This is a genomic window from Gordonia sp. ABKF26, assembly GCF_041103195.1.
GTDB lineage: Bacteria > Actinomycetota > Actinomycetes > Mycobacteriales > Mycobacteriaceae > Gordonia > Gordonia terrae.
In genome coordinates, this window is record NZ_JBGCVZ010000003.1 from 3,777,423 (window position 1) to 3,794,857 (window position 17,435).

Genomic DNA, 17,435 nt, shown 5'->3' on the forward strand with positions numbered 1-17,435 from the left:
GGCATCGAATCCCGGGCGGCCCCCCGTGGAGATCGACCGGACGGTCGACGAGGCCTACCGTCATTTCCGGGACGTCCGGGTACGAGACTTCGTCCCCTTGCTCGTCGAGCGCCGCGTCGTCGAATCACTGCGTGCACCGGCGGAGATCTGACCCGTCAGGTCACGCCGCCGACTCCTGGGCTGCCGGCGCCGGCGCGACGGTCGGCGCGTCGACCGCGCGTCCCTGCGCGGGCGTGCCCCGATAGGTGACGACGCAGCGGCTCAGATCGAGCCCGACGGCCACCGCCGTCATCTCGAGATCGGAGCGGCGTGACCCGTCCGCCGATGGGTACTCGTTGGTCTTGATCTGGCCGTGTGCCATCACCGGCCGCCCCTTGGCGATCGCCAGGCCGACGCCGGTGAGCAGCCGCCGCCAACAGCTGACCGTGAGGTACAGCGTGGGACCGTCTGTCCATTCGCCGGTGCTCTTGTCGATGCGGCGCGACGTGCATGCCACGCGGAACGAGATCACATCCTCGCCGGTGGTCGTCTGACGCCGGCGGGGATCGGACACTACGGTTCCGATGACGGTCGTGTACGTCTCAAACATGGTCGTCTCCTACGGGTGTCGGCCACGGGAAGGTGTGGCCGCACCAGGATCACCCGCGACGGCATCAGAAAACGTCCACCTTCCCCGGCTGTGGAGAATCGAACGGGTTACCCACAGATCACCGGCGCACCGGTCGTTCCCACCCTAGGATCGCGGAATGCGGATGCGCGGGTTTCTGGTCGGTCTGATCGCGACAGTCATGATGCTGCTGGCCCCGCCCCTCGCGGGCGCGGCGCCGAGCACACAGACCGGGTTGACCGGCCTGACCGAGGCGATGGCAGGCCGACTCGCACTGGCCGACACCGTCGCCGCGACCAAGTGGGCCTCCGGCGCAGCCATCGACGACCCGGCCCGCGAACAGGTGGTCCTGGACACGGTGTCGCAGTTGGCGCTCGACCGCGACCTCGATCCCGCCTACGTCCGCAGCGTCTTCCGCGACCAGATCGAGGCGAGCAAGACCGTGCAGCGCGGGTTGTTCGCCCGATGGCAGTTGCCCGGTCAGACGGCGCCGCCCGCGACGCCGGATCTCGGCCCGGTCCGGACGGCGATCAACGCGTTCACCGTGGCGATCGTCGACGAGCTGGCCGCAGCACGAGGACTCGTGACAAGCCTTCGGTGCCCACCGGAGCTGGTCGCCGCGACCGGATCCACCGCTGCCGGGCTCGGCTTCGATCCGCTGCACATCGGTGCCCTCGTCCAGGCCGGGTCGTCGGTCTGCGCGGTGTCGACGGGGTCCAGCTGAGGCGGATACGGCTCAACCGCGCTTGTTGAGCTCCTTGAGCATCTCGTTGTAGCTGCCGAGGTCGGCGTCGTGGTCGCGCACGGCATTGCGGTCATAGCGTCGCGCCTGCCTGGTGTCGCTTCGCTGCCACTGCACGAACAGCGAGAGCAAGACCACCACGAGCGGGATCTCACCTGCAGCCCAGGCGATTCCGCCGCCGACGCGCTGATCGTCGAACAGGTCGTAGTTCCACGGGAGATTAAGTCCACGGTAGTAGGTCTCGGCGATGACCGCGGTGGTCATCATCAGCGCGATGCCGAAGAACGCGTGGAACGGTATCGAGGCCATCACGAGGCCGAGCTTGGCCACCGGTGACACCTGACGCGGCGCCGGGTCGATGCCGATCACCAGCCAGTAGAACAGGTAGCCGCTGATCAGGAAGTGGAGATTCATCAGCAGATGAGCCGCGTGATACTGGACCACGGCCTCGTACAGACCGCCCAAGTACAGCACGTAGAAGCTGCCGACGAACATGACCGCGGCGATCAGCGGGTGGGTCAGAATCCGGGACGGCGCCGAGTGCACACCCAGCTGAATCCATTCGCGTGGTCCCGGCGGATTGCCCCGTCCTGCCGGCGGCAGCGCCCGCAACGCAAGCGTCACCGGGCCGCCGAGCACGAGCAGCACCGGCACCATCATCGACATCAGCATGTGCGCGATCATGTGGATGCTGAACATCGCCGGCGCATAGCGGCCTAATCCCGAGGACGTCGCCAGCAACAGCAGCAGACACCCGAGAACCCATGCCACGGTACGGCCGACCGGCCAGGCGTCGCCCCGGCGCTTCAGGCGGATGACGCCGCGCAGATACACGACGGCCAGGACGATGGCGGCGAGACCGAAGATCAGATCGAAGCGCCACTCGGTGAGAAGGCGGACGAACGTCGGCGGTCCGTCGAGGTCGTATCCGATCGCGTTCTCGGTCGCCGAGATCTCCGCGGTGTCGACGAGGGGCGGCGGAGTACGGCCCAGACCGACGGCGAGCCCGAAGGTCGCCGCGAACACCGCCAACTCGACCAGGCCGAACCGGACGAACAGTGACGGCTTGGCGTCGGAATCCAGTTGCGCGATGGTCACCCGCCGATGCCAGGCACCCAATCCGCCGAGGACGACGAGGGCCACCACCTTGGCCACGACGAGGCGGCCGTACGTGTCGGTGAACAGGTCCCCCACCGGTACCCGCACCAAGGCGTTGACGACGCCGCTGGCGCCGACGACGAGGATGCACCAGAACGCGACGCGAGAGAACCGTCGAACCGCGAGCGCACGCCACCGTCCGTCGGCGAGGGCGTAGACCACGACGGCGGCCAGCCCACCGAGCCACAGGGTCGCCCCGATGATGTGCAGGATCAGGCTGTTGGTGGCCACGTCGTGGTTGCCGCCCGACGACGAGTGGCCTGCCAGCGCCGAGGGCATCAGGCTGAACACGGCGAACGCGATCACCGCGATCGTGGGGCCCCAGTGCAGGGTGATCCGCGCGATGATGGCCGCCACCAGCGCGAACACTGCGGTCCAGAACCACGTGCGCACCTCTGCGACCTGGCTGTACGCGGTCAGCAGATTGGCGGGTCGGATCGCTTCGCCGAGGGGGGCCCCGCTGACCTCCGACGCCGAGAACGGCATCAGGAGGAGGGCGCAGACCGACCATGTCAACGCACTCGCCGCGACGATGCGGATGGCGCGATAACCCCCGACGTCGAGGACACCACTCGCTTGGGGCGGGACGAAGAACGCGGCGAACACGGCCGAACCGAGCGCGATGGCCGCGGCGAACTCGCCGACCGCGGTCAGCGCCGGCGCGCCGTAGGTGGTGAGGGGCCCCGGATCGGGTACGCCGGTCAGCCGCAGCGCCGACGCCGCGGAGATCGCGGTGACGGCGACTGCGACGATCGCGGCGAGCCAACCCGATGCCCACAGGATCGCGGTGACGACGCCGCGCGGTTCGTTCATCGCGTCGCGATGCTGCTCCGCGGAGGCGGGCGTCGACGTGCGGGTCATCCCTCAACTGTAGGACCGGCAGCTGACGCGATCCCAATTCGACCTGGCCCGCCGTGGCGCACGGCATACCCGCGGCCGTGTCGTAGACTCTCTCTGCCCGGCAACTGGTGTGCGATGTCACGCCCGCCGGTCAGCCTCCGTAGCTCAGGTGGATAGAGCAAGGGCCTTCTAATCCCTAGGTCGCAGGTTCGAGTCCTGCCGGGGGCACCGTGACAGTCTTGCCGGCCTCCGGCCGGTGTGGCTTCCCGATCCGCACCGCCAGATCGGGAACCGACCAGGGCACTCCGCGCGTCAAAGTCCTGCACCACCACTTCGGTGGGTCGCGACTCCCTGGAGGATCATGATGCTCCCCGCCCCCCTGTCCGGGTTTCCGCCGCCGTCCCGCGGGCGACGATTTGGAAGCCGTTCGACGACTTCACAATTCGGCATCGATCCCGCCGAGGTCCAGGAGATCGCGCGCACCTGGCGGGCCTCCGGGATCGCGATCCACGCCGCGGATGTCGAGGCCATCGGTGCGGCGTTCGCGCCGTCGAGCCGGGTGGCTCGAGCCCTCGCTGCGGCCGCCCGCCCCGCGCGCCTGGCGGTCGACTCGATCGGCGAACGACTCACCTCGATGAGCGGGATGCTGCGGACCTTCGACTCGACGGTGGCCGCCACCGACGCGCGATCGGGCGGGCTCTTCGGCGACCTGGCGGACCGCTGATGCGGCCCACCGTCTCGCAGCTGCGCGCATGGAGTCCACAGTCGTTCACCGACGCCGGATCCGCCGCGGTCGCGGTCGCCGGGTCCCTCGACACCGGCGTGGACACCGCGGTCCGCGCCGTCGACAGCGCGTCGTCGTGGTCGGGTGTCACTCATGATGCCGCGAACCGAGCCATCTGGGCGGAACACGATCATGCGGGCGAGATACGCAATGTGCTGCACATGGTCGCCGACGAGGCGACCGACGCCGGTGCCGACCTCTGTCACGCCCGCGACTTCGCGCTGGGCGTGGTCCGCGGAGCCGAGGGGCTGGGCTTCACCGTCTTCGACGACGGCACGGTCACCCATCCCGACACCGACCGCGCCGGCCAGGCCGCCCTCCTCGCGGACTCTGTCTCCGATGCGCTCGACACCGTCGACACACTCGACGAGCGGTATGGCGAACGGCTCGAGGATCTGACCGCCGACCTCGCGTCGATGATCACCGGTCAGCCCGATGTCCGAGTACCGGGCGGAACAGCCATGGATGCCGATGCTGTCGTCCGCAAGTTGGAAGCGCTCCCGCCGACCCAGGTGCGGGACATCGTCGAACAGATGGACCCGGACGACGTGCGTCGTCTGATGCAATCGAACCCGCACGTCGTCGGAAACCTGCCCGGTGTCCCGTTCGCCATCCGGGCGCAGGCCAACGAAATCAACATCCGGAACGCTCTCGTGGACGAGATCCGGGCCGGCCGTGCAGAGGGACTCCGGGCCCGGACTCTCCGTGGGCTTCTCGAGCCGACACCCGAGCCGACCACGGCGGGAACACCCCGCGGTGACGACGGGCTCGTCGAGCGGACCTTCCTCACCTTCGTCAACACACCCCGGGGCCGCCTGGTCGAGATGATCGGAGCGCTGCGGCCCGGCACCACGAACACCGCGATCTACGTTCCGGGCACCGGGACGAACCTCGACACCGCAGTCGGCCGCAACCGCACGGCGGCAACCGAACTCGCGACCCGCACGGGCGGGCCCGTCTTTCTCTACCTCGACGGCGACCTGCCCCCGGACCTACGCGCGGCGGCGAGCCCGAGTTTCGCTGCCGCCATGGCGCACCGCCTGGAACTGTTCGGCTCGGAGTTGGACGTCGAGATCGCGCGTCACGCGCCCGCGGCGACCACCACCTACATCGGCCACAGCTACGGCGGATCGATCGTGGGCTCGGCCGAACAGCTCGGTCTGGCCCCCGACCGCGTCATCTATGCGTCGTCGGCGGGCACCGGAATCTACGACACCCCGCATCCCCAGGGCGTCGATCGCTACTCGCTGACCTTCCCCGGCGACCCCATCCACTATGTGCAGTCACTCCCCGGCAACCCCCACGGGCACGACCCCGACACCGCACCCGGCGTGATCAGGCTCGACACCGGCACAGTCGAGGTGCATGAACGCACAGTCGATGCAGACGGACGCACAGTGAACGAAAACCGACGCACAGTCGACGGGGGGCTCGTCACCCACGGCGCCTACTGGAACGATCCGGAGTCGACGGCCTTCCAGAACATGGTGAAGGTCATCACCGGCGCCGAGCCCGATCTCTACGTGCCACGCAAACCCGATGTCGCCGAACTCCCACCGCCGGTCGGCGCACCCGCTCCCCTGTGGTGGCTCTATCTCTTCAACGATCGTGCCGATGGGGACATCGACCTACCTGGCCCGTTTCCCGACATCCCGCTACGGCTGCCGTGGTGAGTGCTCCTCCCGGTCGACGTCGACCGTCCCCCGCCATCCGCCGATGAGCCGCATGGAGTGGTAGATGACCAGTGCCGCGACCGATCCCAGCGAGATGCCGGCGAAGACGAGGTCGCCGACCTGCCAGGTGTAGTCGGCGATGCCGATGATGAGCGGGATCGCCGCGGTGAACTGGTTGATGGGCTTGGAGAAATCGACCTTGTTCCGCACCCAGATCTGTACGCCGATGACGCCGACCAGACCGTAGAGCGCCGTCGTGACACCGCCGAGCACACCCGGCGGGATCGCGGCGATCACGGCACCGACCTTGGGCGAGAGCCCCAACAGGATCGCGGCGCCGCCCGCCACCCAGTAGGCCGCGGTCGAGTACACCTTGGTCGCCGACATCACGCCGATGTTCTCGGCATAGGTCGTCGTGGCCGAACCACCGCCGCTGCCCGCGAGCATGGTGGCCACTCCGTCCGCGGCCAGCGCACGACCCATGGTGGCGTCGTAGTCCTTACCGGTCATCATCGCGACCGACTTCACGTGGCCGATGTTCTCGACGACGAGGACCAGCACGACCGGGAGGAACAGCGGCAGCACACCCAGCTCGAACGTGGGCGTCTGGAAGTCGGGCAGCCCGATCCACGCGGCGTCGGCGATGCCGGAGGTGTCGATGTAGTCCTTGCCGCTGTCGATCCGGTCCAGGATCAACGCGAGGACATAACCGACCACGACGCTCAGGAAGATCGCGAGGCGTCCCAGCAGGCCGCGGAACAGCACTGCCGAAGCCACCAGCAACACCAGCACGATCGTCGCGAGAACAGGATCCTCGACGAAGTTGTTCTTCGCCGCCGGTGCGAGATTGAGGCCGATCAGCGCGACGATCGCGCCGGTCACCACCGGTGGCATGAGGGTCTCGATCCATCGGACACCGGCGAAGTGGCTGATGAGTCCGATGACGACGAGCATCGCGCCGACCGCCACGAGTCCGCCCAGCGCCGACGACGCGCCGTCGGAGGCGACGGCGGCCGTCACCGGCGCGATGACGGCGAAGCTCGAACCGAGGTAACTGGGCAACCGGTTGCGGGTGATCAACAGGAACAGGATCGTGCCGATACCGGAGAAGAACAGCGTCGTCGACGGCGGGAACCCGGTCAGCACCGGCACCAGGAACGTCGCCCCGAACATGGCGACCACATGTTGCAGACCGATGCTGACCGTGCGAGGCCAGGTCAATCGTTCCTCGGGCGCGACCACCGCGTTGTCGGTCAGCCTCCACGACAGCAGTTTCAGAGACCTCGTCTCCGGTTCACTCATGCCGAACAGTGTGCGGCACAGACCTCACCGACGCCTCACTTCGGGTCCGCGGTCACCTCGGCACGCCCGCTCGATATGCAACTAGACTCATATACACCTTGTTGCATAGTGCGTTGTTGCAGTGTTAGCTTGCTCTCATGGCGCTCGAACATGCGATTCTGGTGTCGCTGGCCGAGCGACCGGGAACGGGCTACGAGATCGGTCAGCAGTTCGACCGCAGCATCGGCTACTTCTGGTCGGCCACGCACCAGCAGATCTACCGGACACTCAAGAAGCTTCTCGACGACGACCTCGTCAGCGTCGAATCGTTCAGCCAGGATGGTCGCCCGGACAAGAAGGTCTACACGATCTCCGATGCCGGTCGCGACGCCCTCGCCGAGTGGGCCATGAGTCCGACTCCGCTGCAACCGCTTCGCAGCGACATCGGCGTGAAGCTACGGGCCGCGGAGTTCGGTGACCTCGCCGCCATCATCGGCGAACTCAAGGCACACCGCGACGAACATCTCGCACAGCTCAAGCTCTACACCGGCTTCCAGGCCGACTATTACCCCGATCCCGACGCGCTGATCGGCCGCAAACTGCACCAATACCTCGTCCTCCGCGGCGGCATTCGCCAGGAGGAGGGATACATCGAATGGTGCGACGAGGTCATCCACAGCCTTGAACGCGAACTGGCCGAGAGCTGAATCCGCCAGTCCCCCAGACCACGAACACCGCCCACCCAGGTCCCACCGAGATGAAAGGTCGCGCCATGTCAGCCCCGACGGCACAACCGAATCAGCACTATCCGCACCTGTTCACGCCCCTGCAGATCGGCGGCATGACCATCGAGAACCGATTGGTCATGGGGTCGATGCACACCGGTCTCGAAGATCGGTTCTGGGACACCGACAAGTTGGCCGCGTACTTCGCCGAACGAGCGAAAGGTGGTGCGGGACTCATCATCACAGGCGGGTTCGGCACCAGCCGGACAGGCCTGCTCGCGTTCGCCGGCGGCAAGATGACCAACGTCGTCGACATGACCCGCCACAAGCGCGTGACCAAGGCCGTGCACGACGAGGGCGGCAAGATCGCGATGCAGCTGATCCACGCCGGCCGATACGGCTACACACCGTTCAAGGTCGCACCGGGCACCGATCCGTCGCCCATCCACCCGTTCAAGCACCTGAAGATGACCGAGCCGATCATCCGCCACGTCATCCGGTCGTTCGGCCAGTCCGCCAAGCTCGCACGCAAGGCGGGTTATGACGCCATCGAGATCATGGGCGGCGAGGGCTATCTCATCAACCAGTTCCTCTGCCCCCACACCAACGACCGCACCGACAAATGGGGCGGCAACACCGAGAACCGCCAGCGCTTCCTCGTCGAGGTCATCAAGGAGATCCGCCGTCAGGTCCCGCGCGACTACCCGGTGATCCTGCGCCAGTCGATCGCCGACCTGATCCGCAAGGGCCAGACCTGGGACGAGGTCGCGCTGATGGCCCGCAAGGCCGAGCAGTACGGCGTCGACGCGATCAACACCGACATCGGCTGGCACGAGGCGCAGGTCCCGACGATCGTCACCTCGGTGCCGCGCGGCGCGTTCGTGAAGTTCACCGAACGCCTCCGTGACGAGGTCTCGATCCCCCTCATCGCGGCCAACCGCATCAACACCCCGGAGCTCGGCGAGGAGATCCTCGCCAACGGCCGCGTCGACGCCATCCAGATGGCGCGCCCGTTCCTCGCCGACCCCCACCTGGCGAACAAGGCCCGCGAGGGCCGGTCCGACGAGATCAACACCTGCATCGGCTGCAACCAGGCCTGCCTCGACCACGCCTTCGTCGGCAAACACGTGTCGTGCCTGGTGAACCCGATCGCGGGCCGCGAGACCACCCTGATCCTGGGTCCGACGCGAAAGGCCAAGCGCGTGGCCGTGATCGGTGCGGGGCCGGCCGGCCTGTCGGCAGCCGTGGCCGGTGCGCAACGCGGCCACAAGGTCACCCTGTTCGAGGGTGGCGACTCGATCGGCGGCCAGTTCTCCATCGCCGCACGCATTCCGGGCAAGGAGGAGTTCAAGGAGACGATCCGCTACTTCACCCGCCAGATCGATGTGCTCGGTATCGAGGTCCGGCTCAACACCCGCGCCGACGCCGAGGCGATCATCGCCGAGAAGTTCGACGACGTGATCGTCGCGACCGGCGTCGTGCCGCGCATCCCGAGCTTCCCCGGCGTCGATCATCCGATGGCGATGTCGTACGCCGAGGCCGTGCTCGGGCATCGGGAGATCGGCAAGCGGGTGGCTGTGATCGGCGCCGGCGGTATCGGTTTCGACGTCAGCGAGTTCCTCACGACCGATGAGTCGCCGACCCTGAATCTCAAAGAATGGGAACAGGAGTGGGGTGTCACCGACGACCCGGAGAAGCCCGGATTCGTCACCAAGCCGCGGCCCCTCCCCCCGGTGCGCCAGGTCTACCTGGTCCAGCGCAAGGCCGGCAAACAGGGCAAGTCGCTCGGCAAGACCACCGGCTGGGTGCATCGCGCGACGATCAAGATGAAGGGCGTCGAGCAGATCACCGGCGCAACCTACGACAAGATCGACGATCAGGGACTGCATCTGAGCTTCCGCGACGACGAGGGCAACGTCACCGACACCCGCGTTCTCGAGGTCGACAACGTGGTCATCTGCGCGGGCCAGGAATCGGTCCGGGATCTCGTCGACCCGCTGACGCTGGCCGGTGTCACCACACACGTCATCGGCGGGGCCGATTACGCGGGTGAGCTCGACGCCAAGCGCGCGATCCGCCAGGGCACCGAGGTGGCCGCGGGTATCGACTGACGGTCGGCCTCGGCGTGAGAGGCGGCGGCTACCATTGCGACATGCCGGTACCGCCGCCCTCCGCCACCGCCCGCGCCGTCGTCACCGGCGCCTCGTCCGGGATCGGACGAGAACTCGCCCGTGCGTTGGCCGCTCGGGGCCACTCGGTGATCCTCGTCGCCCGTCGCGGTGAACTGCTCGAAGAGCTCGCGGGCGAACTGCGGACGGCCCATGAGGTCTCGGTCGAGGTGCGTGCTGTCGACCTGTCCGACCCCACGAAGGTCGAGGTGCTCGCCGCCGAGTTCGCCGGGCGCGACATCTCGATCCTCTGCAACAACGCGGGCATCGCAACATTCGGTCCGGTCGCCGAGCTCGACGCCGACTACGAACGCGCGCAGGTCCGGTTGAATGTCAACGCCGTTCACGACCTCACCCTGGCGGTACTGCCCCAGATGGTGAAGCGCGGCTCCGGCGGCATCCTGATGGTCGGGTCGGCAGCCGGGAACATGCCGATCCCCAACAACGCGACGTACGCGGCGTCGAAGGCGTTCGTGAACAGCTTCAGTGAGTCCCTGCGCGGCGAGGTGTCCGCGCAGGGCGTGCACGTCACCCTGCTCGCGCCCGGACCGGTGCGCACGCACACCCCCACCCCCGACGAGGCGTCCATCGTCGACAAGGTCGTCCCGGATTTCCTGTGGCACTCCTCGGCCAAGGTCGCCGAGATGAGTCTGGATGCATTGGCGCACAACAAGATGCGGGTCGTTCCCGGCACCCTGTCGAAGGCGATGTCGGTGGCGGGCGGTTACACACCGCGCGCCGTGGTGGCGCCCATCGTCGGCGGCTTCTACCGCAAGTTCGGCGCCGAGTAGCCCTCGCGGCAACGTTCAGCGCCGCCGGCGACGTCCGGTACCGAAAATCGCGCGGCTGAACTCACGTCCGGCCGCACTGGCCGCCGAGCGCAGGAAACTCTGCATCGGCTTGCTGGTCAGCACCTCGGTCAGCAGCCCCGGCTCCTCTGATGCAGGACCCGGTGTCGGGGCCGGCGCAGGCGACGGAACCGGAGCCGGCGCATCGGCGGGCTCGCCCGGCGCCAGGGTGTTGGCGGCGAGCATCTCGTAGGCCGACTCCCGATCGACCGAGGTGCCGTACTTCGCATACAGCGGTCCGGCTTTCGCAGCCGCCGTGATCGCGTCGGCGCCGATCGCCTCCATCGACGAGCGCGGCGCACGGATCACCGTCCAGGCGACCGGTGTCGGCGCGCCGCGCTCGGACAGCACCGTCACGATCGCCTCGCCGGTACCGAGGGAGGTCAGGGCCTGTTCGAGGTCGTAGACCTCCGACACCGGATACGTCTTGACGGTCGTGCGCAGCGCCTTCTGGTCGTCGGGTGTGAAGGCCCGCAGCGCGTGCTGGACTCGCGCACCGAGCTGCGAGAGCACCTCCTTGGGAATGTCGGTCGGCAGCTGAGAGCAGAAGAAGACGCCGACGCCCTTCGACCGGATGAGTTTGACGGTCTGGACGACCTGGTCCACGAAGGCTTTCGACGCGTCGTCGAACAGCAGGTGCGACTCGTCGAAGATGAAGACCAGCTTGGGTTTGTCGAGGTCGCCGACCTCGGGCAGGAATTCGAACAGGTCGGCCAGGATCCACATGAGGAACGTCGAGAACAGAGCGGGGCGGGCCGCCTGGGTACCGAGCTCGAACAGCGTGATGATGCCGCGCCCGTCGGGCGCCATCCGGATGAGGTCGGCGGGATCGATCTCGGGCTCGCCGAAGAACGTGTCACCGCCGTCGGCCTCGAGATTCGACAGTGCACGCAGGATCACGCCCGCCGTCTGACGTGACACCCCGCCGATCCCCTTCAGTTCGGCCTTGCCCTCGTCGCCGGTGAGGAAGGCGATGACCGACCGCAGGTCCTTGAGATCCAGGAGCGGCAGACCCTTCTTGTCCGCCCAGTGGAAGATGAGGCCGAGTGTCGACTCCTGAGTGGCGTTGAGTCCCAACACCTTACTGAGCAGGATGGGCCCGAAGGAGGTGATCGTGGCGCGGATCGGCACCCCGATCCCCTCCGACCCCAGCGAGACGAACTCGACCGGGTGCGCGGCCGGTTGCCAGTCGTCACCGGTCTGCCGGGAACGGTCGGCGATCTTGTCGTTGCTCACGCCCGGCCGGCTGAGTCCCGACAGGTCACCCTTGATGTCGGCCATCACGACGGGGACGCCGTTGCTCGACAGCTGCTCGGCGATCAGTTGCAGCGTCTTGGTCTTTCCGGTCCCGGTCGCACCTGCGACGAGACCGTGTCGGTTCATCATCGACAGTGGGATACGGACCTTCGCCTCGGGATTCACCTGCCCCGACACCGAGACGGCGCCCAGCTCGAGTGCGGTGGAGGTGAACGCGTATCCGGCGGCGATGCCCTGGGCGGGACTGGAGGCTTCGGTCACGAGCACACGATAGCCCTCGGGGGCCGATCTCCCGCGGTTCTGCGCGCTGGGTTGGCTAAGGTTGTCGGGTGCAGGACAAACTGGTGTGGATCGACTGCGAGATGACCGGACTCCGACTCGAATCGGACAAACTCATCGAGATCGCGGCCCTGGTGACCGACGGCGACCTCAACATCCTCGGCGACGGCGTCGACGTCGTGATCCACGCCGACGATGCCGCCCTCGCCTCGATGCCGGATGTGGTGACCAAGATGCACGCGGCGTCGGGTCTCACCGAGGAGGTGCGGGCGTCCACGGTCACCCTCGCCGAGGCGGAGAAGATGGTCCTGGACTACATCCGCAAGCACGTGACCACAGCCGGAGCGGTTCCGCTCGCGGGCAACTCGATCGCCACCGACCGCGGATTCATCACCCGGGACATGCCCGAACTCGACGCCTACCTGCACTACCGCATGGTGGACGTCAGCTCGATCAAGGAGCTATGCCGTCGCTGGTATCCGAAGGTCTACTTCGGTCAGCCGGAGAAGGGTCTCGCACACCGGGCACTGGCCGACATCCGCGAGTCGATCCGCGAGCTGCGCTACTACCGCGCAGCGGCGTTCGTGCCGCCTCCCGGACCCGACACCGACGCTCTTGCCGACATCGTGAAAGACCTCGGCCCCGCGTGAACACGCTGGTCGGTTAACCGATTGGAGTTCTGCGGCACCGACCCGCTAGAGTGTTGATGGCTCTGAGACCCGGCGCTGACGCCCAGGTTTCCGACGCCGATGGTGGATGTAGTTCAGTTGGTAGAGCACCAGGTTGTGATCCTGGCTGTCGCGGGTTCGAGTCCCGTCATCCACCCCGACGAAGCCCCGCCCGCGATCCGCAGGCGGGGCTTTCTCGTCCCCGAATCTTTTTTCGCAGGGCTGTCGATACCTGTGTTCCCCGTACGTCACCATGGTGTCGGACCGATCCGGTTCGACATGATGGCCACATCCGCACCGAGGTGCGTCCGGCCGAGAACTGGAGGAACGATGAAGTACGCATTGCTGCTCATGGGACACGTCAACGATCCGGCGTGTGGTGAGGACGGGGGCGCCAGTCCCGAGGAGTTCTTCGCCTTCGACGAGGAGATCACCAAGGCCGGTGTCGTGGTCAGCTCCTTCGCCCTGGAGGACGAGCGCGCGGTGGTGCACACCGACGACAGCGGCGAACGTGTCGTGGCGTCGAGCGGACCGTTCGCGGAGGTGCGGGAGTTTGTCGGCGGGGTCTACGTCATCGACGTCGCGAACGTGGACGAGGCGATCGAGTGGGCCCGACGCAGCCCCGGTTCGGCGCCCGGCGGCCACGTCGAGATCCGACCGCTCGCACCCTACTGAGCGATGACGAGTCCTTTGCATCGTCCGGCGGCCACGGAGTCCATGAGGTCCATGGGGTCCGTGACCCGCCGGGCGGTGTCCGGCATCGACCGAGATGTCCGCGCGCGTGTACTCGCCACTCTGACTCGGAAATTCGGCGACCTCGACCTCGCGGAAGACGCGGTTCAGGACGCGATCGCCCAGGCGCTGACCACCTGGCCCCGGAGCGGCGTCCCGGACTCGCCGGAGGCGTGGCTGACGACGACGGCCAAACGCAAGGCACTCGATGTGGTGCGACGTGAATCCGTTCTCGCCGGCAAGCTCGCCCGGTTGCACGCCGAGACCGAACGCGCCCCGGCGCCTGCGGGTTTCGCGGACCCGGCCGATGCGCCGCCGCCGCAGCTCCCCGACGAGCGACTCGGCATGTTCTTCGCCTGCACCCACCCCGTGCTTCGCACCGAGGACCGTATCGCGCTCACCCTCCGGTTCGTTGCCGGCCTGACCACCGCGGAGGTCGCGCACGCCCTGCTGATCGGCGTCCCGACGGCTCAGCAGCGAATCGTGCGCGCCAAGAAGCGAATCGGCGCGCTGGGGGTTCCGTTCACCCCACCGCGCGACGACAACCTCTCCGCCCGGCTCGGCGGGGTTCTGCGCGTGGTCTACCTGATGTTCTCCGAGGGATTCGCCCGCTCGAGCGGCGACGCGCACATCCGCGACGATCTCACCGGCGAGGCCCTCACCCTCGCACGAACCCTGCGGTCTCTGCTCCCTCGCGCCGAGACGTCCGGGCTGCTCGCCTTGCTGCTCCTCACCCAGGCTCGCCGTCCGGCGCGACTCGACGGGAACGGAAGGCCGGTCCCGCTGGGCGACCAGGATCGCCGTCTCTGGGACCGAAGCCTCACCGACGAGGGCATCGCTCTCGCCGAAAATGCGGCCGCACAACCAGATGCGGGTCCGTACACGATCCAGGCGGCAATCGCCGCGGTGCACGCCGAGGCTCCGACCGCGACGGAGACCGACTGGGCTCAGATCGCGGTTCTGTACCGGCTGCTCGAGGCACATGATCCCGGGCCCGTGGTGCGCGTCGGCCGCGCCGTCGCCGTGGGTCGCGCCTACGGCCCGGCGCGCGGCATCGCGATGCTCGATGAGTTGCGGTCGGATCCACAGCTCGACCGCTTCCGGCCGTTCCACATCGCGCGAGCGCTCACGCTCTCGGAACTGGGCGACGACGTCGGCGCGGCTGACGCGTACCGCCGAGCACTCGACCTGCCCGGAAACGATGCCGAGGACGACTACCTGGCCGATGCATTGGCCGGACTCCGGTCGGGCCCGCAGATGTAGTGCGTCGTTGCTCCTGGCGCAACGACGCACTACATCTGGCCCGTCGTTTCGGTGGTCGCACCCCGACCGGGGACCTTCGACCTCAAAAGTCCCCGAAGCCCGGCGCATGAGCATGCGGCGCAGTAACGTCCACCCCATGCCTTCCTACTGGGTCATGCCTGCTGTCGCGCTGATCTCGTGCATCATCATCGGGATCGGCTTCATCGTCGGAATCCCCGGCGACCGGGACCACAGCGACAAGGACTGAGGTCGACGCCTCGGACGAGGCACGATCACACGGCCGTACCGTCGGGGTGCGTGCCGCGATGACACCGGATGTCTGGCGGTGTCGTCCGACGCCCGGAAGGACGCCACGTGGACCTCACACGTAGACAGTGGCTGGCCGGTGCCGCCACGACCGCCGCCGGTGCGGCGCTCGGCAGCACCCTCGCCGCGGGCCAGACCACCGCATCGCCTGCCGAATCGACGAACCTTCTCGTCGGCTGCGGGATCGCGGACGTCACCGGCGCGGTCGCCGGGCAGGGCATGATGGGGTACTCCAATCCCGAGCAGATCGCGGCCGGACTTCTCCAGCGCTGCTGGGCGCGGGCCTACATCGTGGTCGACCGCGCCACCGGCAAGCGCATCGTCTTCCTCACCGCCGACCTCGCCTGTCTGTTCCAGTCACATCACATGGGGCTGATGACCAAGTTGCGCAAGCGGTTCGGGTCGCTCTACACCGAATCGAACGTGAACCTGAACGCGCAGCACACGCACGCGTCGTGTGGTGGCACATCGTGGGACTACGCGTACTCCCTCGCCGCGTTCGGGTTCAAGAAGAACTCCTATGACGCCGAAGTCGACGGCATGTTCGCGGCCATCGTCCGCGCACACGAGAACCTCGCGCCCGGCACCCTGACGATCGGCCGCGAGGAACTGCACGACGCCAGCCGCAACCGATCCCGGGTCGCCTTCGACGCGAACCCGTCGTCGGACAGGCGCCACTTCCCGAACGCGATCGACCCGCAGGTCACGGTCCTCCGACTGCGTCAGCACGACCGTTCCGGGGGCCGGGACATCGGCGCGATCACATGGTTCCCGACCCACGGAACGTCCCTCACCGACCGCAACGTCCTCATCGCCGGCGACAACAAGGGGTACGCGAGCCACCTGTGGGAACGTGCGCAACCAGGATTCGTCGCCGCGTTCCCGCAGACGAACTCCGGTGACATGACACCGAACCTCGCGCTGGCGCAGTTCGATCCGACCGGACCGACCTCGGACAACCGCCGGAACTGCGAACTCATCGGTGAGCGTCAGTACATCGCGGGCCGGCGCGCTTTCGAGGCCGCCCGCCCGATGACCCAGGGCGGCGTCGATTCGATCGTGCGGTACGTCGACATGTCGTCGGTCTCGATCTCGGGTACCTACACACCCGACGGGCGTCCGGCCTCGACCACTCCCGCGATGATGGGTGCGGGCGCGGTGGCGACCAGCAGCGAGGACAACTACGAGCAGCCGCTCCCCTTTCTCGTCGAGGGCATGACCAACCCCCTTGTCACCGCCCTCGGTGGTGACCGCGTCCCGCCGATCGCCCCCTGGATGCGAGACATGCAGGCGCCCAAGTTGATCGCGTTCCCGCTCGGTCTGCTCCCGCCGTCGGGCTGGATTCCGTCGGTGGTGCCGCTGCAGCTGATGCGGATCGGCGAGATCGTGCTCGTCGGCGTGCCGGCCGAGGTGACCGTCGTCGCCGGTCTGCGGCTTCGACAGGTCGTCGCCGACGAACTGCGCACCGACCTCGACAACGTTCTCGTGCAGGGGTTCGCGAACGCCTACACCCAGTACGTCACGACGCCCGAGGAATACGACCTGCAGCACTATGAGGGCGGTGAGACCCAGTACGGCCGGTACACCCTGTCCGCCTATCTCCAGGAATTCGCCGCGCTCGCAGCGGCCATGGCGTCGGGGCGCGGGCTCGGCCGCGGTCCGGCGCCGGTCGACAAGTCGGGCCTACAGCCCGATCTGGTGCCACCGGTGCCCGCCGACCGTCCCATCGAAGGACGTCGCTTCGGCGACGTCCTGCGCCAGCCCGACGCCACCTATCACCCCGGTTCGACGGTGACCGTGCAGTTCGTCGGAGCCCACCCCAACAACGATTCCCGGCACGGCCGGACCTACCTCGAGGTGCACCGGCGCACCGGGGGCCAGTGGACGACGGTCGCCGACGACAATGACTGGTCCACGGAGTTCCGGTGGGCGCGACCGGCCGGCAGTCCGGACACGTCGCGCATCACCATCACCTGGCGATCACCCGCGAATGCGTCCGGGGTGTACCGCATCCGCTACTTCGGGGACCGACGCGACGCGAGCGGGTCGACGAGACCCGTCACCGGCACGAGCCGGACGTTCCGCGTCGCCACCGCACGCTGAG

Annotated in this window: 15 protein-coding genes and 2 tRNA genes; 13 read left to right on the top strand and 4 right to left on the bottom strand. The window is 67.7% G+C overall.

The window, feature by feature from the left end:
- Window positions 1–25 precede the first annotated feature (25 nt).
- Window positions 26–151: a three-helix bundle dimerization domain-containing protein gene (locus AB4Z55_RS17475; protein ID WP_369520180.1), complete on the top strand. Its 126-nt coding sequence runs from the start codon at window positions 26–28 to the stop codon at window positions 149–151.
- A 9-nt stretch (window positions 152–160) separates the two neighbouring features.
- Here the strand turns inward: AB4Z55_RS17475 and AB4Z55_RS17480 are convergent, their stop codons facing one another.
- Window positions 161–589: a single-stranded DNA-binding protein gene (locus tag AB4Z55_RS17480; protein ID WP_004019578.1), complete on the bottom strand. Its 429-nt coding sequence runs from the start codon at window positions 587–589 to the stop codon at window positions 161–163.
- A gap of 157 nt (window positions 590–746) precedes the next feature.
- Between AB4Z55_RS17480 and AB4Z55_RS17485 the strand changes: the two genes are divergently transcribed.
- Complete coding sequence (locus tag AB4Z55_RS17485; RefSeq protein ID WP_369520181.1) at window positions 747–1,331, top strand: chorismate mutase; 585 nt, start codon at window positions 747–749, stop codon at window positions 1,329–1,331.
- Window positions 1,332–1,343: 12 nt separating this feature from the next.
- On the opposite strand, the gene AB4Z55_RS17490 is transcribed toward AB4Z55_RS17485, so the two are convergent.
- Window positions 1,344–3,368 carry a cytochrome c oxidase assembly protein gene (locus tag AB4Z55_RS17490; RefSeq protein ID WP_369520182.1) on the bottom strand — a complete coding sequence of 675 codons (2,025 nt, stop codon included), beginning with the start codon at window positions 3,366–3,368 and terminating at the stop codon, window positions 1,344–1,346.
- Between the two features lie 133 nt (window positions 3,369–3,501).
- Here AB4Z55_RS17490 and AB4Z55_RS17495 point away from each other — a divergent pair.
- From AB4Z55_RS17495 to AB4Z55_RS17505, 3 genes are all read left to right on the top strand, one after another.
- A tRNA-Arg gene (locus tag AB4Z55_RS17495) sits at window positions 3,502–3,575 on the top strand.
- Window positions 3,576–3,708: 133 nt separating this feature from the next.
- Window positions 3,709–4,071: a hypothetical protein gene (locus AB4Z55_RS17500; protein ID WP_369520183.1), complete on the top strand. Its 363-nt coding sequence runs from the start codon at window positions 3,709–3,711 to the stop codon at window positions 4,069–4,071.
- Complete coding sequence (locus tag AB4Z55_RS17505) at window positions 4,071–5,804, top strand: hypothetical protein (protein WP_369520184.1); 1,734 nt, start codon at window positions 4,071–4,073, stop codon at window positions 5,802–5,804. The genes AB4Z55_RS17500 and AB4Z55_RS17505 overlap by 1 nt, the downstream gene beginning before the upstream one ends.
- Here AB4Z55_RS17505 and AB4Z55_RS17510 read toward each other — a convergent pair.
- Window positions 5,787–7,106 carry a uracil-xanthine permease family protein gene (locus AB4Z55_RS17510; RefSeq protein WP_369520185.1) on the bottom strand — a complete coding sequence of 440 codons (1,320 nt, stop codon included), beginning with the start codon at window positions 7,104–7,106 and terminating at the stop codon, window positions 5,787–5,789. The genes AB4Z55_RS17505 and AB4Z55_RS17510 overlap by 18 nt on opposite strands.
- A gap of 137 nt (window positions 7,107–7,243) precedes the next feature.
- On the opposite strand from AB4Z55_RS17510, the gene AB4Z55_RS17515 reads away from it, so the two are divergent.
- From AB4Z55_RS17515 to cmrA, 3 genes are all read left to right on the top strand, one after another.
- Window positions 7,244–7,792, top strand: coding sequence for a PadR family transcriptional regulator (locus AB4Z55_RS17515; RefSeq protein WP_369520186.1), 549 nt, complete (start codon window positions 7,244–7,246; stop codon window positions 7,790–7,792).
- A gap of 65 nt (window positions 7,793–7,857) precedes the next feature.
- On the top strand, window positions 7,858–9,921 hold the full coding sequence (locus AB4Z55_RS17520; RefSeq protein ID WP_369520187.1) for an FAD-dependent oxidoreductase: 2,064 nt from the start codon (window positions 7,858–7,860) through the stop codon (window positions 9,919–9,921).
- A gap of 41 nt (window positions 9,922–9,962) precedes the next feature.
- A complete protein-coding gene (gene cmrA / locus AB4Z55_RS17525) occupies window positions 9,963–10,769 on the top strand; it encodes a mycolate reductase (RefSeq protein WP_369520188.1) in 807 nt (268 codons plus the stop codon).
- Between the two features lie 15 nt (window positions 10,770–10,784).
- On the opposite strand, the gene AB4Z55_RS17530 is transcribed toward cmrA, so the two are convergent.
- Window positions 10,785–12,344, bottom strand: a complete 1,560-nt coding sequence (locus AB4Z55_RS17530; RefSeq protein WP_369520189.1) for a helicase HerA-like domain-containing protein — start codon at window positions 12,342–12,344, stop codon at window positions 10,785–10,787.
- 68 nt (window positions 12,345–12,412) lie between these two features.
- Here AB4Z55_RS17530 and orn point away from each other — a divergent pair, with 68 nt between their 5' ends.
- The 5 genes from orn to AB4Z55_RS17555 all read left to right on the top strand — a co-directional run bounded on the left by orn (window position 12,413) and on the right by AB4Z55_RS17555 (window position 17,434).
- Window positions 12,413–13,012, top strand: a complete 600-nt coding sequence (orn, locus tag AB4Z55_RS17535; protein WP_369520190.1) for an oligoribonuclease — start codon at window positions 12,413–12,415, stop codon at window positions 13,010–13,012.
- A gap of 102 nt (window positions 13,013–13,114) precedes the next feature.
- Window positions 13,115–13,187, top strand: a tRNA-His gene (locus AB4Z55_RS17540).
- 173 nt (window positions 13,188–13,360) lie between these two features.
- Window positions 13,361–13,705 carry a YciI family protein gene (locus tag AB4Z55_RS17545; protein ID WP_004019567.1) on the top strand — a complete coding sequence of 115 codons (345 nt, stop codon included), beginning with the start codon at window positions 13,361–13,363 and terminating at the stop codon, window positions 13,703–13,705.
- A 51-nt stretch (window positions 13,706–13,756) separates the two neighbouring features.
- Window positions 13,757–15,025 carry an RNA polymerase sigma factor gene (locus AB4Z55_RS17550; RefSeq protein WP_369520191.1) on the top strand — a complete coding sequence of 423 codons (1,269 nt, stop codon included), beginning with the start codon at window positions 13,757–13,759 and terminating at the stop codon, window positions 15,023–15,025.
- Between the two features lie 354 nt (window positions 15,026–15,379).
- Window positions 15,380–17,434 carry a neutral/alkaline ceramidase gene (locus AB4Z55_RS17555; protein WP_369520192.1) on the top strand — a complete coding sequence of 685 codons (2,055 nt, stop codon included), beginning with the start codon at window positions 15,380–15,382 and terminating at the stop codon, window positions 17,432–17,434.
- The last annotated feature ends 1 nt before the right edge of the window (window position 17,435 follow it).

Bases quoted from the DNA above. Each gene is read 5' to 3' on its own strand.
- AB4Z55_RS17485 (WP_369520181.1), top strand. From the start codon at position 747: ATGCGGATGCGCGGGTTTCTGGTCGGTCTGATCGCGACAGTCATGATG.
- AB4Z55_RS17515 (WP_369520186.1), top strand. From the start codon at position 7,244: ATGGCGCTCGAACATGCGATTCTGGTGTCGCTGGCCGAGCGACCGGGA.
- AB4Z55_RS17505 (WP_369520184.1), top strand. From the start codon at position 4,071: ATGCGGCCCACCGTCTCGCAGCTGCGCGCATGGAGTCCACAGTCGTTC.
- AB4Z55_RS17510 (WP_369520185.1), bottom strand. From the start codon at position 7,106: ATGAGTGAACCGGAGACGAGGTCTCTGAAACTGCTGTCGTGGAGGCTG.
- AB4Z55_RS17550 (WP_369520191.1), top strand. From the start codon at position 13,757: ATGGGGTCCGTGACCCGCCGGGCGGTGTCCGGCATCGACCGAGATGTC.
- AB4Z55_RS17490 (WP_369520182.1), bottom strand. From the start codon at position 3,368: ATGACCCGCACGTCGACGCCCGCCTCCGCGGAGCAGCATCGCGACGCG.
- AB4Z55_RS17480 (WP_004019578.1), bottom strand. From the start codon at position 589: ATGTTTGAGACGTACACGACCGTCATCGGAACCGTAGTGTCCGATCCC.
- AB4Z55_RS17520 (WP_369520187.1), top strand. From the start codon at position 7,858: ATGTCAGCCCCGACGGCACAACCGAATCAGCACTATCCGCACCTGTTC.
- AB4Z55_RS17500 (WP_369520183.1), top strand. From the start codon at position 3,709: ATGATGCTCCCCGCCCCCCTGTCCGGGTTTCCGCCGCCGTCCCGCGGG.
- cmrA (WP_369520188.1), top strand. From the start codon at position 9,963: ATGCCGGTACCGCCGCCCTCCGCCACCGCCCGCGCCGTCGTCACCGGC.
- AB4Z55_RS17545 (WP_004019567.1), top strand. From the start codon at position 13,361: ATGAAGTACGCATTGCTGCTCATGGGACACGTCAACGATCCGGCGTGT.